Here is a 13,411-nt window from a genome sequence, read left to right on the forward strand (position 1 = left end):
CTTCATGTGTAATTAAATCAAAAAATTGAGATATATTTGCTATATTTTAACTATCATAATAATTGTTGTAATCAGGTGATTTTCCTGAATTTTTCATACCTGAAGTATTTTATTCAGTATTTTTATTGAAATAGGTAGTATCTTATTACTACAAGCCGAGCTTATACCTTTCTCTTTATTTTTGTATTGTACGAATTTCTATATTTTGTGTCAGGTTTAACTGACAAGCTAATCGCGCATTTGGAATGTTAGGTGCTAATGTATCCAACATTTCCTGTTCATCAGGTTGAGGCGGAGGAATATCACCAATCACCTCAACCAAACAAGTTCCACAAATACCAGTCCGACAACCAAACAACACAGGAGAATTCTGAATCGTCAAATGCTCAGATAAATTTTGATGACATTCCAGAATGACAGGCTCATAATCACTTCCTGGAAAAGAAATAGTACACAAATTAGACATAATAAATTAAACCAAACTCTCCCATTCCTCTCTGCACCTTTGCGCCTCTGCGCGAAACAAAAATAAATCCTCCAACTCCTCACGACAATACCCCTCAAATCTCCTAAACCCCCTCTTCTGCATCGCCAAACACCGAGAAATCGAATTACCACCCATCAAAGACATCTCCCGATTACGCCGCCAAAGATAGCCTAACTTTTCCACATAAACCTGATATGATGCCATTGCCTCCTGATGAGTTAAAAAACTCCGATTTAACCCTTCCGACTCCTCAGTAAAACAACGACGCATCATTTCCTTAGCCTCAGCATCACCCATATTAAAAACAGGCGATCGCAACACATAATAAATCTTTCCATACAACGCCGGATCATACCAAAAAATCCCGTTCATTGCCGCCGAAAAATGAAAGTGATCACGCTGACATCCCAACACTCCCAAATTCGCCACCAACCTCTCAAACGCAGTCGGCGCAGGCAGAAAGTTAATCACATCATGGGAAATAATTGTAGAACTATTGAAGTGAAAACTTTCATCTAAAAAGTGATAATAAGATATCTTAGCCGGAATTGGTGCAAGCTCTGGCTGTGGATGTTTCTGATAGTAATTGCTGAGTTTGTGCTGTACTAATTTGCCATTTAGCGTCCGCACTCCCCTAACTGTAAAATACTGACAAGCTAAAAAAGTATTATTCGCAGATATCAAGCCAAAATATTGCAATTGAATTTTTTTCCACCAAGTTTTGAGAGCATTAGTATCTGCGTAAACCATCGTTTCTGTAAAGGGGCCGCGCATGGGGTAGGTGAAAATGAGTTTACCAAATAAGGTTTGCTCAACTTGTTTGGCGATGGTGCGGAAGGCGTTAATATGCGCTCTTTCTTGGGAGGATTCTAAGTCTAAGGTATCGCAGATTAAACGGAAGTCTTCTTGAGCATAGAGTCCGGCTGCACTGGTTTGATTAAAATAGATGGTTGCAATCTCGGCGGAAACTATTTGTGAGTAATAAGCTACCCAGTAAAGATGGTTGAGAATTAGCTTTTGGCTGGGTGTGGATTGTTCCCAGAGGGGTGTTCCGTAAAGTAGGGAAAATTCTTCGGGATTCCAGTATTCGTTTTTACAGTCTTCGTAGCGGAATTTGACTGCTGCTTCGTCCATGACAGCCGTGTGATCCTTCTGTTTGTTGCGGGTGTGGTTGATTTGGAGTTTGCGTTGGGTGGTTTGGTTCATAGAGGTTTCGCGCAAAGGCGCAGAGGCGCAGAGAGTTTTTATACTAAATTGAGATACGTGTCTTGTTTCTGAATGTGGGAATATTTTATAAATCAAGGTCTTGAATCCAAAATCCAAAATCCAAAATTGTTATTAGACGCATTGGTGAGGGGGGAGGGGTGTGAATGATCCTTGTGTTTCTAGTGTTTGAACTATGACATCTGCGGTGGTTTTTTGCATGAGCGATCGCAATATTTGTAATCTGGTATTGCTGTGGGTTTGTGTGTCTAGTTGTTCGAGGATTTGGATTCTTTGCGATCGCGAGAGATGTCCTTTGATTTGTGCGATCGCTGATAATATGCTTTGGGGGCCGATTTGTACCATGAAAAGAAATTTGGTTAAGATTTCGAGGATGGTTGTTTGGCTGTGGGTTGTTAGGGGTGTTTGACTAAATAATGTTGAGCCTGTACTGTGATGACGGGCTTCAGCGTCTAAGAAACTGGTGAATAGTTCTGCTAAGGCTGGATGCTGACATGATTTGGCTAGGCGGCGATAATGGCTTAAACCCCATCCTTCTAAGACAATTTGCAGCACAAATAACAATACTGTTTTGTCTGCACTTTCTACGACTTCTGCTAGTAGCTGCAAAAATGGGTTTTGGTGGTGATTTTGGGCTGTTTCTGGTAAAAAATAACTGATTTGCTTTAAATGGGTGGCTTCGTCGGCGGTAAACATGGCGTAAAGCATTCGCTCTTCTACTGTTTCTGCTAAAATGACCATCTTAGCCATGTAACCAACGCCTGCTTTTTCGATAAAATAAGATTCTGTCAATAAGCCTTGATTGAGAAGTTGAAGTATCGCTGACTGTTCGCTTTCACTGGCTTGTTGAAAAATTTCGACTTGATGTAGATGAAAAAATTCCCTATCCCAATAATCGTATTGAGGATGTGCAGCATTTTCGCTGTGACTTGGTAATGTTGCTGTGAGTATGCGCCGCAAGCGATTATCTGAGTCTATATGTGGTAGATCAAGTCCGGCAATTTGATATTTTAAAGTTGTATTAATCATGCTAGAGCATTGAAAAGTTAGTTTAATAATGTCTGTCTAGAACCCCATCTCCTGCAAAAAGAGGGGTGTCTTGCTCCCCATTCCCTTGTAGGGAAGGGGGTTGGGGGGTTAGGTTTTGATGACTAAATCGCTGTTCTTGTTTCTCTGTTGCAGAAACAGTTTCCCAAGTTCCCCAAGTTAAGGCTTGCTGACGATTAACGTGCTGGATAAATTGCAAAATTGCATGATCAGCTTTGGTGGGAGTCTTTAAATCAAACTTAATTGTCTGAAATACCTGTGTGTCGCCTTTAGCGAAGTAATTACCCACCTGTTGAGTTAACCACAACAACCCGCGATTGATTACCCCTCCTAAAAGTCCCCGTCGTTTGGGTGTAACTAAGATGGTTTGTCCTTCGGTTTTGCCACCTTCAATCATTCGCAGTGAAAATATGATGTAAAAGTGCAGAAAATCTGGCCCCAGTGTGACAGTACCAGTGCTGCCATACCAATAACACATACTATAAGTAACTTCACTACGGTACAGGGGACGAATCAGGCGAATCAACCAGGAATCATCACCGCCTCGTGTGGTGTTGCTGAAGGTAATAGCATTGGTGTTGAGGGCTTGGCAATCAAATACAATCTCTAAAGGTAGATTGTGGACTGTATTAAAGTGATGAGCATCGATCGCATTAATTAGTAATACATTAGGATGACAGTTTTTCTCAAACCGAGTCCCCAACAGATAATCACACTCTACCTCTTCCAGTTCTGGAACAAAAGGTAGCGCAGTCGGTGGTTCTTCTCCTACCCACACCCAAATCAAACCGTACTTTTCTGTAGTCTGCCAAGTTTTGATACAAACTGGTAAGGGTTTTTCCTGAGAAGGGATATCTATACAAATTCCGCGATCGCTATATTTCCAATTATGGAAAAAACAACGAATCCCATCACCCTCTACCCTACCCTCAGCTAAATGCGCTCCCATATGGGGACAATAAGCATCTACTGCTACTACTTGACCACTAACTCCGCGATAAATTGCCAAGTTTCTCCCCAGTAGTGTAACAGCTTTTACCTTGCCAACTTTTAATTGTCTAGATGGCAATGTCCAATACCATCCGGCGATAAATTGGGTAGGATTGTTAAAATTTGCGTGTTGGTTAGTGGAAGACATAAGGGATTGGGGACTAGGAATTTTAGATTTTAGATTTTGGATTTTAGATTGAATCCAATCAAAAAGACGCTCCTGCTTCTCTAAGGCTACGCTATTGTCAATCCCAAATCCAAAATTGAAAGGCTGGGGATTGGAAGGGAGAATTTATTTCTGCATTAGCACTCATTACTTATTACTCATTACTTATTACTCATTACTCATTACTCAGCACGGGCTAAACGCCCCGCTTCCGCTAACAGCACTCAGCACTCATTACTCAGCACTCAGCACTCCCACACCCCTATCTTGAAAAAATTCTAACAACGATTCTGACTGCCACATTCTTTGTCCGGCGTGGGTGAGATTTTCATAGCGTATTTCAGTTAAACACACCAATTCATCGCCTAGAGAATAACCAGGGTTTTTTTCTGTAAAAAATTTGATATGGGGGTTGGTTTGTCTTCCTGTGGGAATTTCAATTAAACTCTCACGTAGAATTTGCGGATTGGGGAAGCGGACAATACCTGTTGCTGCTTGATAGGAATCACCGTAGTATTCTGTTGCCAAATGTGCAATTAGATTTGTTACATCTGGGGGTGTGGCTACATTGTAGCGGGGATAGAATTCTTGCCAAAAGGTGGGAAGAAAGCGGTAGGTACGAAAACCGGAGCAAATCAACAGCCAGTACAGTTTATTGTTGCCATAATATTGACGCAGATAATTGACAGCAGCAATCCAGGTACGTGGTAGGGTGGTACTCGACCAAGCACTAGGATCAACAATCGTATCGCCAGAATAGACTACACTAATGCGTTCTCCAGCAAAATTAGTCTGACGCAACATCATGGTAGAAAAGCCTTTGAGAGTATTGGTGATTTCCTCTCTCAACAGCAATACCCAGTTTTTCTGTTGTAAATCAGCCTGGAATCCTTCCCAAGTGACACCTTGAAAGTGATTATTTAACAACGCATACATGGCGATGCGATCGCCTGGTTGTAGTTTCTCTACAGGGACTAGCCAACTTTTCATTATGTTGCAATTACCTAAATTTGTTTTAATAGGATGCTTATAATTAACACGTTATCTAGTCAAATGGTAAAATTGCGGTGTGATGTGACAGATATGAGAATGGATACGTAAACCATTCCTTGCTGTTCACAAATTACATACAAAACTTAACTTTTATTAATTTAATTTTGAATCTTCTAAAGCATTTGACCATTGAGATGGTTCTAGCTGATTTACATACTCCATATACTTAGCCAATGGCTGGTCAATACTCAGTAGCAACTTAGGTGAAAATTGAATATTATCGTAAATTTTGCCGTCTTCATCTCTGAGCATATAGTAAGCTAGACGAGTGCAAAATAGTAAGAACTTACTGATGATATATCCCCCAATTCCTTGACGTTTTGCTGTTACATAAATTGGTTGAATGCGTGTTCTTCCAGGTGCTATGGGAGTGTAGGCATACATCATATGTAATGGTGGAAAAATTTTGACCTTTTTCATCATTGTTAATAAACCCATACAACCATGAGCATAGCGCATGGAATATTCATAGGTAGCACCTAAAAATCTTTTACCTAAGCGTTCTCGCCAAGTTGATTGAGGAAAATTTCCCCTCATAGTAAAATCAATTTGTGTCCCTAATTGGTTACGATGTAGGGACAAATCCATTTTGATATCTAAACGATGAATTGTTTTTAAATGTTGCGCGTCAATGCCATTCATCATACAAATATGATGATGGCAACTTCTTTCAAATGGGGTATCAGCTTGAGTGACAATTTCCTTACCCCGCAATTCATCAAAATCAGCTACATCTTCCGGTGCTTCCGCATCAGGATAAATCCAAATAAAACCATATTTTTCAGATGTCGCATAAGCTGAGACTTTCGCTTTAGCCGGAATCTCTGTTTGACAGGGAATATTTTGACAGATTCCTGTTTCATCAAAAGCCCAATGATGAAATGCACAGCGAATTAAATTCCCGTCAACGTGTCCAATACCTAAATCTGTTCCCAAATGTGGACAGTAAGCATCTAAAGCTCGGACTTGTCCATCTACACCCCGAAAAATCACAATTTTCTGTCCACAAATTTCTAGAGATTTAGCTGTAGTTGGCGGTAATTCTCGACTAGGACAGGTGATATACCAACCCTTTGCTACAATATTCCAGTTATTAAAGATTTGCATAATTGCTAGATTGATAATTACTTAATATTTCTTGTCTTTGGCGAATATCATCTTGATATTTCCCAATTAACACCCTGATGAGCATTTTACCTAAACAGTAGGAAGCCCGCCAAGAAAAGGTAGCATCTTGTAAGTCAATATGGCTACGCTCAAATAGAAAATGTCCAATCAAGCCAATTAACTGCGTTAAAGGCAAGCCCAATAGTAACCAGAAATTATGTAGTTTCCAAACACAAAAGAGCAAGCTATAAAAAAATAGTATCCCAACAATATGCAGAGCAATATTAAGAGGATGTTGGTGTTTAAGCACAAAAATATCCCAATAATTTGTAAAAGGATGTTCTAAAATTTGATGATTAATCCGATTTCTCAACTCTTGTTGGGAATCAGAATTAGTTTTATTCATAAAAAAGTATTTTAAAACTGCTAATCAATAATATTTACACCATACTGATATCAAGTAAGCTATTTTCTGACCCCATACAATTATTAATATGTATGGGGTTTTTAGCCTACACAGCTAGATCATAATCGTCATCACCACTCATGGTATAGTTTCTCAACATAAAATAAGATTTCCTCTTTTGGCAAGCGAATCTTGGGTTTTTGTGGTGGGTACAAACTTGCAACTGCTCCAGAATCTTGTTCAACCACTTTAGCTATAGATGATAACAGCGATCGCTCCCACGCATTTCTGAACCCAGGGATGTGGAAAAGGGGACTGTGCAAACTTCCATAACAAAGCACAAAGGTTCGCGTTTGATGCTCACTTTCTGGATAAAGGATAAAAAATTGTAAAATTTCGCCGATCGGGAGTTGGGCTTTAAATAAAGTTGTTGAAGGAAAAGAATACTCCAACTCATTTTTGATTTTTTGAGGTAGAGTTAGCAATGATGGGTTTTTCAAAATCTCGTTGAAAGAATTCCTTTCTCTGAGGAAAGTTTGCACAACTCTAGCCTCGAATCCGTTCGGTTCAAATGATTCAACTGGGTTCTCTCGAATTCTAAAAATCTCTCGGTGAACGCCATTTTGATGATTAAAGTCATAGTTGATTTTGATGGAATTCAGAAATGCAGCCGGGATGCTGGTGCAACCCACAACCCCCAGAAAACGCAGTCCTTGCGATCGCTCAGAAATGAGATCAGGAATCGGTAAACGCGGTTCATACCCTCCATAAGTCCAGATGAAATCGCCTTGAACCACTAGATTTAACTTTTTGGCGATAGGTTCTCCTTTAGCTTTACCATCTTTTACAAGTCTTCCTTCTCCATCAAATTCCAGAGCATGAAAAGGACATTGAATCGAGTTGCTAGCTTCACAAATCCAGCCATTTGAGAGCGGAGCTTGCATATGAGGACAGACATTTTCCAATGTAGAAATCTCCCCTTCACGGTTTTGCCAAAGCACATAATCTTGCCCATTGAGGGTAAATTTGTAAGGTTTGTTGATTCCTAACATTGAGCGATGAGCAATTAGCCAAGGTGAGCCAGGAAGGATAGGCTTCATTCAGATACTCTCCAATACTGTTTGATTCCTAACCTACCTGTTGACTTTGCTTGTTGCATTCACCTTGGTTAAGAAAATGTTTTCTCGTAGACTCTTCGCTTTAGGCGACTGAGAGATTGCGGTTCAATTCCTAAATAAGATGCGAGGTAATATTGGGGAATACGCTGCAATAGTTCCGGTTCATTTTGTAGCAGGTTGATATATCTTTCTTCAGGAGTATCTAAAAATAAAGATAAAACTTTATCTCGCAGTAGAAACGCCAAATCCTCAGCAACAAGCCTTAAAAATGTTTGCCCTTGGGGAGTCGTTTCAAAAAATTGCATTATCTTACGGTCAAAAATAATCACTTCTGAATCTTCAACAGCTTGTACTGAAAAGCGAGTGGGTTGACGCTTTTGAAAACTCTCATAATCTCCCAATGTCTGTCGTTCAACGTGAAAGAAAAGGGTATACTCTTTTGCTTCTTTTAATACAAAAGTTCTGAGGCAACCTTTAAGAGTAAAACCAACAAATTCACAAATTTCACCCTGTTGAAATAAGAACTCCCCTCTGCACAACTTCCTAGACTTTAGAAGAGATTCCAGAATTACAAAATCAATCTTGAAATCTGGAAAAAGCTGCTGGATAAATGTAAAAAACGACTCATACATTTAGAAAACCATTTTTCAATAAACAAAGCACCCACATTTATTGGGAATTATTATATTTTTAATATTTTAACATAAGTCAATATCTGTCAAAATTTAATCATTAAGCATATAGCAACTGATTCCTAATCTCATCAACTATTAACACATTTACTAAAATGCCAATATTTTGCAAAATATATTTATCTACATACGCTTTATTTATAAATCTGACAGCTACGGATAAAAACCAATGCCGCTAAAAACAGACTAACCAGAATGAGGCACAGAATCAGACATCTTACCCGCATTCCAGGATAATCGCTAACTATCTTCTCTTTCCCTCAAATCACAATGTTGTAAGATAAATAAAAGCTAAAACCTAACTCCGTACTTATGAGTGTCCATCCCCTCTTGAAAGTTGACATTTCTGAACTTAGCGTTGCAGAACGTATTCAACTTGCTGAAGATTTATGGGACAGTATCTTAGAAAAGCAAGAAGAACTACCGTTAACTGAAGCACAACAACAAGAACTAGATCGACGCTTAGAAAATTACCATAGAAACCCCACAAACGGTTCTAGTTGGGAAGATGTTAAAAAACGTTTAGGCTACTCTCAATGACTTATAACCTGATTATCCAGCCAGAAGCAGAATACGATATTCAGGATGTATTTGAGTGGTACGAATCTCAAAATCTAGGTTTGGGTTCTGAATTTGTCCGTGCTGTTGATGTTTGCTTGTCGGGAATTGGACGAAACCCTCTAGCTTACCAAGTCATTTACAAACAGGTTAGAAGAGCATTAATTCGTCGATTTCCATACATAATTCTCTACGTTTTTGATCAAGATACAGTCTCTGTAATTGCTTGCTTCCATGCAAAACGCGATCCGAAACAATGGTTGGAGAGAATCTAATCAAACTGTGAATAAATACTATCCTAATTAACACGGAGACAAAACACTTCCCAATTTTTCACATCCCAAGCGATCGCTCACTTTACCTTGACTAACCACGCGCACCCCATTAATATACACTGCGGTAACAATCTCATCTGAACCACGTTTCACCATTCTGGGTTCACCATCCAAAACCGGATCTAAAATTTCCACTTGGGGGCTGATGGGTTGATTTAAAGCATCGGGATTGAGTAAAACTATATCGGCTTTCGCACCTATTTTTAGGACTCCCGTATCTAAGCGAAACCATTGGGCAGGTTCTCCGGTAACGCGATAAATCGCCGCCTCTGGGGACATAAATTTGGTAGTTACAGCTTGTTTAAGTAAAGATAACGCCCCATCGTAGTAGCCCAAGTTACGAACGTGCGCGCCAGCATCCGTAAATCCTGGGAGAATGTAAGGGTGCTGCATTAACGCTAAACGGGTCTGTAAACGGTCATTTGCACCTGTCCCTACCCAGCGTAAATCTGTGTCGTATTCCTGCAAGGCTTGGATAAAAAAATCTACCGGTTCTTGTTGGTGTTGACGGGCAATTTCCGCGAAACTTAAGCCTTCCCAACTAGTTTGGGGACACTGCACAACGGTGATCAAATTTAAATCACGATGAAATGATCTATGTTTTCCCTTCAGCCATTCTTGGCGGAATTGACGACGAAATACAGGAGATTGCCAAAGCTTTTGCCTTTCTTGGCGGGAATTACAGCTATTGAGTTGCGCGCCTGTGGGGAAGTCTTCAAATAACGGGGTAACAGAACCATCGGAGTAAATTGTGAAGGGTTCAGTTAGGGTTTGAAAGCGGACATTCCCGCCCAGCAAATGATTCCAGATGTACAGAATCGGAGAAAATATTTTCCAGAGGTGACGATTATGGACAGCATCTAAAGCGGAGAGGACAGTTAACCTCAGTGGACGTTTACCTATACCTACACCCATGCGGAGAATATCTACAAAGGAAGCAAGGCGTTGTAAATTAGGAGTGACTTGAAAAACGCGATCGCGCTTTCTACACAAATCCGCCAACATCGCGTATTCTTTATACTTGGCGTGTTGTGAGGGAATTGTCATCCCCCGCCATTCTCCACTCATCCGATGCCAAGGAAACATATCAATAGAAATACCGACAAAGCCTGCATCTAAAGCATCTGCGGCTATGCGCTGCATCACTTTTAACTCGAATTTGCTAGGCTGCACCTTTAAACTGCGTTCTAACCCCATAACTTCCGCACGTAAAGCACTATGTCCCAGCAAAGGTGCAATATTCACTCCCAAAGGTAACTGCTGTAAATGTTGTAAATATTCGGCGGGAGTTTGCCAAGACACCGACTTTTGCAGCCATTTGGCAATTAACCGATGGGAAAGCGTCTCCACCCTTTGAAAAATATCCGCCAGCATTTGCGGCTCACCAATGGCGATGGACAAACTACAATTACCAATAACTACACTCGTCACACCATGACGCACTGATTCACTTAGTCCTGGTGAAATTTCTAACTCTAAATCATAGTGAGTATGAATATCAATAAATCCTGGTGTCACCCACAACCCAGCAGCGTCAACCACTTCCCGCGCTGGGATATTTAACGAAGGTGCAAGGTTGATAATCTTTCCATTTTTAATTCCGATATCTCCCCGCACAGGCGCAGATCCTAAACCATCAAAAATTAACCCATTTTGAATTAATAAATCTAACATGATAGTTTTTTCTGCCTGCTAATTCTTTCTCGGATATTTTTTAAAAGCTAAATCTTTGCTCACGAAAAACTTATCTTAGCTTACCTAACAGCATAGCCTGTGTGTGGTCTAACATTTTGTGGGTGAAATCCTAGGACAATTTTATCTTTGGGAATACAGCAGCTTCTAATTCGTAAGTAACACCATCTTCAGTATCATCTCTTTGTACCCAAACTTTGCCATCAATAATGTCAATATGAACTAAGCAACCGTGAATTCTTTTCACACCATCCCAACCAATAGTGATCAGCAAATAACTGTCATTTTCACAATCAAATACAGTTTTACATTCAATAGCTGCATAGGAATAAGGAATTTGTGTATAAGGTATTAAAACATCTTTAATTATGTGACAGTTGTTATCTGAGTTATCCATTTGATAGTCCTTTGTTATTAGTATTATTGCACCCCATATGCTCAGTTTTCACCCAAGGCGATCGCCTACTCTGTACACACATCTTAAAAGTGGTTACAATCATTACCGGAATCCAATGCACCATATAAATAGAGCCTTGAATTGTTGCCCAAATTAAAGACAATCTCCGTAAATTTTGATATTGATAAAGTCCAGCCATGAAAGCTACTGTTAAAATAATACTTAGTATAGTTTGCAGTGGTAATAAAACTGGGGTATCTCTGTAAAATATTGTCCACAATAAATCAGGAACTAGCCCTATCGGTAAGAGAAATTGCAAGAGAAAAAATAAAATTAAATCAATTTCCTTTACCCAACCCAAGGTGAAAATTTGCGGGAAATAATCCAAATAACGCTGATAACCACCCTCAGCCCAGCGACGACGTTGAAACCAAAGATTTTTCCAATTATTTACACCCTCTTCCTGAATACTTGTAGTGGGTAAAAACTCAATTTCAGCCCCAGCTAAATAAATCCTAAAACACAAATCCAAATCATCTGTAATAGTATTCTCATTCCACCCCTGACACTTTTCTAATATATCTCGTCTGACTAACATCCCATTCCCCCGTAACTCAGACATTCCGCCTATAGCCAAGCGATGGGTTTGCAAAAAGCTATCACAACACATTTCCATTTGCTGACAACGAGTCAAAAAATTGATGTCTGCATTGATGATTGCTTTTCGCACTTGTACTGCACCAATACTAGGTTTTTGGAATAACGGGACTGTTTGCTGTAGGAAGTTCCCAGGTAATAAAGCATCCGCATCACAAATTAAGATGATTTCCCCTTGGGTGTGGGGAAAAACAGCATTTAACGCCCCTGATTTTCCACCTTGTGATTCTCGGCTATAAACTTGGAGTGTGGGAAATTGAGTTTGTAATTGCCTTAATATCTCAGGTGTAGCATCGGTACTACCATCGTCAATAATCCAAATATCCAGGCGATCGCTAGGATAATCCAATTGGTATAAGTTGTAAACTAAAGCACTCAAGACAGCACTTTCATTTTTGGCTGGAACTAAAATTGAGACTTTTGGTGGTTCAGCGAGACGGGTAATAACTGGTGCGGCCGGTTTAGCCATCAGCATTCGGATGGTTTGGATACTAAAAACCGCCGTTAGTCCCACCATGAACCACCGTGTTTCCGGTCGCCAGTGTAGTAAACTGACAACAACCCAAATCAGCAATACTACTAAGGTAGCCTGAAATCGGCGAGTAGAAATTGGCTGATGAGTGTTTCTCATATTAATTATTCTGTGCTGGTATTTCTTTCATAGGCTGACGACGTAATACTAACATTGTCACTACACCCACTAAGAAACCGCCCACTCCAGCCGCAATGGCGATAGTTCGTCCTAGTCCTTGGGCTGCATTTAAGACAGGATTATTCAAGAGGTTAGAGGAAAAATGCAACGATTGAATAGTCCATTTATCTTGGAGTTTTTGTAAAACAGCCGTCCAACGCATTCCCATATCTGCGGCTTTACCATCTTTAAAAGCAAAAGTCGCAAGTGCTTCACCAGATGAAACAACTATTTCTGGGGATAGAAACGTTCTCACTGTATCGCCTGTGAGATTCATTTTGATATTTTGGATGGTACTAGAAAATTGCTGATTCCAATACTTTTCAAATTCAGGTACTTTGTGAAACACTTGGTTGTCAACTGTAGTAATCGTAAAGCTGGGGTGTAAGTATGGTTGAACTTTAGAAAAATCACGGTTGTTAATGGCTTCTAGGGCGATTTCTCGCGTCTGTAAAATTGAATTAATTTCCTGTTGGTTATCTGCTAAAGCCGCTTGGGGTAAACACCAAATTCCTAGCACTAGCAGAATACTGCAAAGTAGCTGAGTGCATTTAGTTAGCCATTTCTGTTGCGTCATGTAAAAACCTCTACTTTGAGTTACACTTATGGGTGATTTTTTACGGTCGTCAACATGATGGATTTTAAACTCTGAATTCGTCAAATAAATATTAAGTTCTGTCAAATTGTATGGAAAACTTAATTACCTGACAAAAGTAGTTTTCATTTTGTTACAACTAATCGTTAACATCCATCTCCTAGAACACGATTTAACATCGCAATTGTTGTTTATT

Annotated in this window: 14 protein-coding genes and 1 pseudogene; 2 read left to right on the forward strand and 13 right to left on the reverse strand. The window is 39.8% G+C overall.

Going from position 1 to position 13,411, the window contains the following annotated elements; genetic code table 11:
• Nucleotides 1–175: 175 nt before the first annotated feature.
• From CLI64_RS05255 to CLI64_RS05295, 9 genes are all read right to left on the reverse strand, one after another.
• A complete protein-coding gene (locus CLI64_RS05255) occupies nt 176–466 on the reverse strand; it encodes a 2Fe-2S iron-sulfur cluster binding domain-containing protein (RefSeq protein ID WP_103136229.1) in 291 nt (96 codons plus the stop codon).
• 6 nt (nt 467–472) lie between these two features.
• Complete coding sequence (locus CLI64_RS05260) at nt 473–1,693, reverse strand: P-aminobenzoate N-oxygenase AurF (RefSeq protein WP_103136230.1); 1,221 nt, start codon at nt 1,691–1,693, stop codon at nt 473–475.
• Between the two features lie 132 nt (nt 1,694–1,825).
• Nucleotides 1,826–2,740, reverse strand: coding sequence for a ferritin-like domain-containing protein (locus tag CLI64_RS05265; protein WP_103136231.1), 915 nt, complete (start codon nt 2,738–2,740; stop codon nt 1,826–1,828).
• A 22-nt stretch (nt 2,741–2,762) separates the two neighbouring features.
• Complete coding sequence (locus CLI64_RS05270; RefSeq protein ID WP_103136232.1) at nt 2,763–3,896, reverse strand: aromatic ring-hydroxylating dioxygenase subunit alpha; 1,134 nt, start codon at nt 3,894–3,896, stop codon at nt 2,763–2,765.
• A 252-nt stretch (nt 3,897–4,148) separates the two neighbouring features.
• The gene (locus tag CLI64_RS05275; protein WP_103136233.1) at nt 4,149–4,904 is read right to left on the reverse strand and encodes a hypothetical protein; all 756 of its coding nucleotides are present in this window, start codon (nt 4,902–4,904) and stop codon (nt 4,149–4,151) included.
• Between the two features lie 156 nt (nt 4,905–5,060).
• Entirely contained in the window at nt 5,061–6,074 is a 1,014-nt protein-coding gene (locus tag CLI64_RS05280) for an aromatic ring-hydroxylating dioxygenase subunit alpha (RefSeq protein ID WP_103136234.1), read from the reverse strand.
• Nucleotides 6,061–6,480: an Mpo1-like protein gene (locus CLI64_RS05285; protein WP_103136235.1), complete on the reverse strand. Its 420-nt coding sequence runs from the start codon at nt 6,478–6,480 to the stop codon at nt 6,061–6,063. The genes CLI64_RS05280 and CLI64_RS05285 overlap by 14 nt, the downstream gene beginning before the upstream one ends.
• A 131-nt stretch (nt 6,481–6,611) precedes the next feature.
• The gene (locus tag CLI64_RS05290; protein WP_103136236.1) at nt 6,612–7,580 is read right to left on the reverse strand and encodes a Rieske 2Fe-2S domain-containing protein; all 969 of its coding nucleotides are present in this window, start codon (nt 7,578–7,580) and stop codon (nt 6,612–6,614) included.
• Between the two features lie 68 nt (nt 7,581–7,648).
• Nucleotides 7,649–8,230 carry a Crp/Fnr family transcriptional regulator gene (locus tag CLI64_RS05295; RefSeq protein ID WP_103136237.1) on the reverse strand — a complete coding sequence of 194 codons (582 nt, stop codon included), beginning with the start codon at nt 8,228–8,230 and terminating at the stop codon, nt 7,649–7,651.
• 372 nt (nt 8,231–8,602) lie between these two features.
• On the opposite strand from CLI64_RS05295, the gene CLI64_RS05300 reads away from it, so the two are divergent.
• Both CLI64_RS05300 and CLI64_RS05305 read left to right on the forward strand, forming a co-directional pair.
• Entirely contained in the window at nt 8,603–8,830 is a 228-nt protein-coding gene (locus CLI64_RS05300) for an addiction module protein (protein WP_103136238.1), read from the forward strand.
• Nucleotides 8,827–9,123 (forward strand): type II toxin-antitoxin system RelE/ParE family toxin, encoded by a 297-nt coding sequence (locus CLI64_RS05305; RefSeq protein WP_103136239.1) that lies wholly within the window; start codon nt 8,827–8,829, stop codon nt 9,121–9,123. Before CLI64_RS05300 ends, CLI64_RS05305 begins: the two co-directional genes overlap by 4 nt.
• A gap of 27 nt (nt 9,124–9,150) precedes the next feature.
• Here CLI64_RS05305 and CLI64_RS05310 read toward each other — a convergent pair whose 3' ends face one another.
• The 4 genes and pseudogenes from CLI64_RS05310 to CLI64_RS05325 form a co-directional block, all read right to left on the reverse strand.
• Complete coding sequence (locus CLI64_RS05310) at nt 9,151–10,857, reverse strand: amidohydrolase family protein (RefSeq protein ID WP_103136240.1); 1,707 nt, start codon at nt 10,855–10,857, stop codon at nt 9,151–9,153.
• 80 nt (nt 10,858–10,937) lie between these two features.
• Nucleotides 10,938–11,272 (reverse strand): annotated as a pseudogene (locus CLI64_RS05315) (XisI protein).
• A complete protein-coding gene (locus tag CLI64_RS05320; protein WP_103136241.1) occupies nt 11,265–12,560 on the reverse strand; it encodes a glycosyltransferase family 2 protein in 1,296 nt (431 codons plus the stop codon). The pseudogene CLI64_RS05315 and the gene CLI64_RS05320 overlap by 8 nt, the downstream one beginning before the upstream one ends.
• A gap of 1 nt (nt 12,561) precedes the next feature.
• A complete protein-coding gene (locus CLI64_RS05325; protein WP_103136242.1) occupies nt 12,562–13,197 on the reverse strand; it encodes a nuclear transport factor 2 family protein in 636 nt (211 codons plus the stop codon).
• Between the last annotated feature and the right edge of the window lie 214 nt (nt 13,198–13,411).

It is taken from the genome of Nostoc sp. CENA543 (genome assembly GCF_002896875.1).
GTDB lineage: Bacteria > Cyanobacteriota > Cyanobacteriia > Cyanobacteriales > Nostocaceae > Trichormus.

Excerpts from the sequence above, each read along its gene's own strand:
- CLI64_RS05295 (WP_103136237.1), bottom strand. The coding sequence starts at position 8,230 with ATGTATGAGTCGTTTTTTACATTTATCCAGCAGCTTTTTCCAGATTTC.
- CLI64_RS05320 (WP_103136241.1), bottom strand. The coding sequence starts at position 12,560 with ATGAGAAACACTCATCAGCCAATTTCTACTCGCCGATTTCAGGCTACC.
- CLI64_RS05290 (WP_103136236.1), bottom strand. The coding sequence starts at position 7,580 with ATGAAGCCTATCCTTCCTGGCTCACCTTGGCTAATTGCTCATCGCTCA.
- CLI64_RS05265 (WP_103136231.1), bottom strand. The coding sequence starts at position 2,740 with ATGATTAATACAACTTTAAAATATCAAATTGCCGGACTTGATCTACCA.
- CLI64_RS05300 (WP_103136238.1), top strand. The coding sequence starts at position 8,603 with ATGAGTGTCCATCCCCTCTTGAAAGTTGACATTTCTGAACTTAGCGTT.
- CLI64_RS05255 (WP_103136229.1), bottom strand. The coding sequence starts at position 466 with ATGTCTAATTTGTGTACTATTTCTTTTCCAGGAAGTGATTATGAGCCT.
- CLI64_RS05275 (WP_103136233.1), bottom strand. The coding sequence starts at position 4,904 with ATGAAAAGTTGGCTAGTCCCTGTAGAGAAACTACAACCAGGCGATCGC.
- CLI64_RS05325 (WP_103136242.1), bottom strand. The coding sequence starts at position 13,197 with ATGACGCAACAGAAATGGCTAACTAAATGCACTCAGCTACTTTGCAGT.
- CLI64_RS05280 (WP_103136234.1), bottom strand. The coding sequence starts at position 6,074 with ATGCAAATCTTTAATAACTGGAATATTGTAGCAAAGGGTTGGTATATC.
- CLI64_RS05285 (WP_103136235.1), bottom strand. The coding sequence starts at position 6,480 with ATGAATAAAACTAATTCTGATTCCCAACAAGAGTTGAGAAATCGGATT.
- CLI64_RS05260 (WP_103136230.1), bottom strand. The coding sequence starts at position 1,693 with ATGAACCAAACCACCCAACGCAAACTCCAAATCAACCACACCCGCAAC.
- CLI64_RS05270 (WP_103136232.1), bottom strand. The coding sequence starts at position 3,896 with ATGTCTTCCACTAACCAACACGCAAATTTTAACAATCCTACCCAATTT.
- CLI64_RS05305 (WP_103136239.1), top strand. The coding sequence starts at position 8,827 with ATGACTTATAACCTGATTATCCAGCCAGAAGCAGAATACGATATTCAG.
- CLI64_RS05310 (WP_103136240.1), bottom strand. The coding sequence starts at position 10,857 with ATGTTAGATTTATTAATTCAAAATGGGTTAATTTTTGATGGTTTAGGA.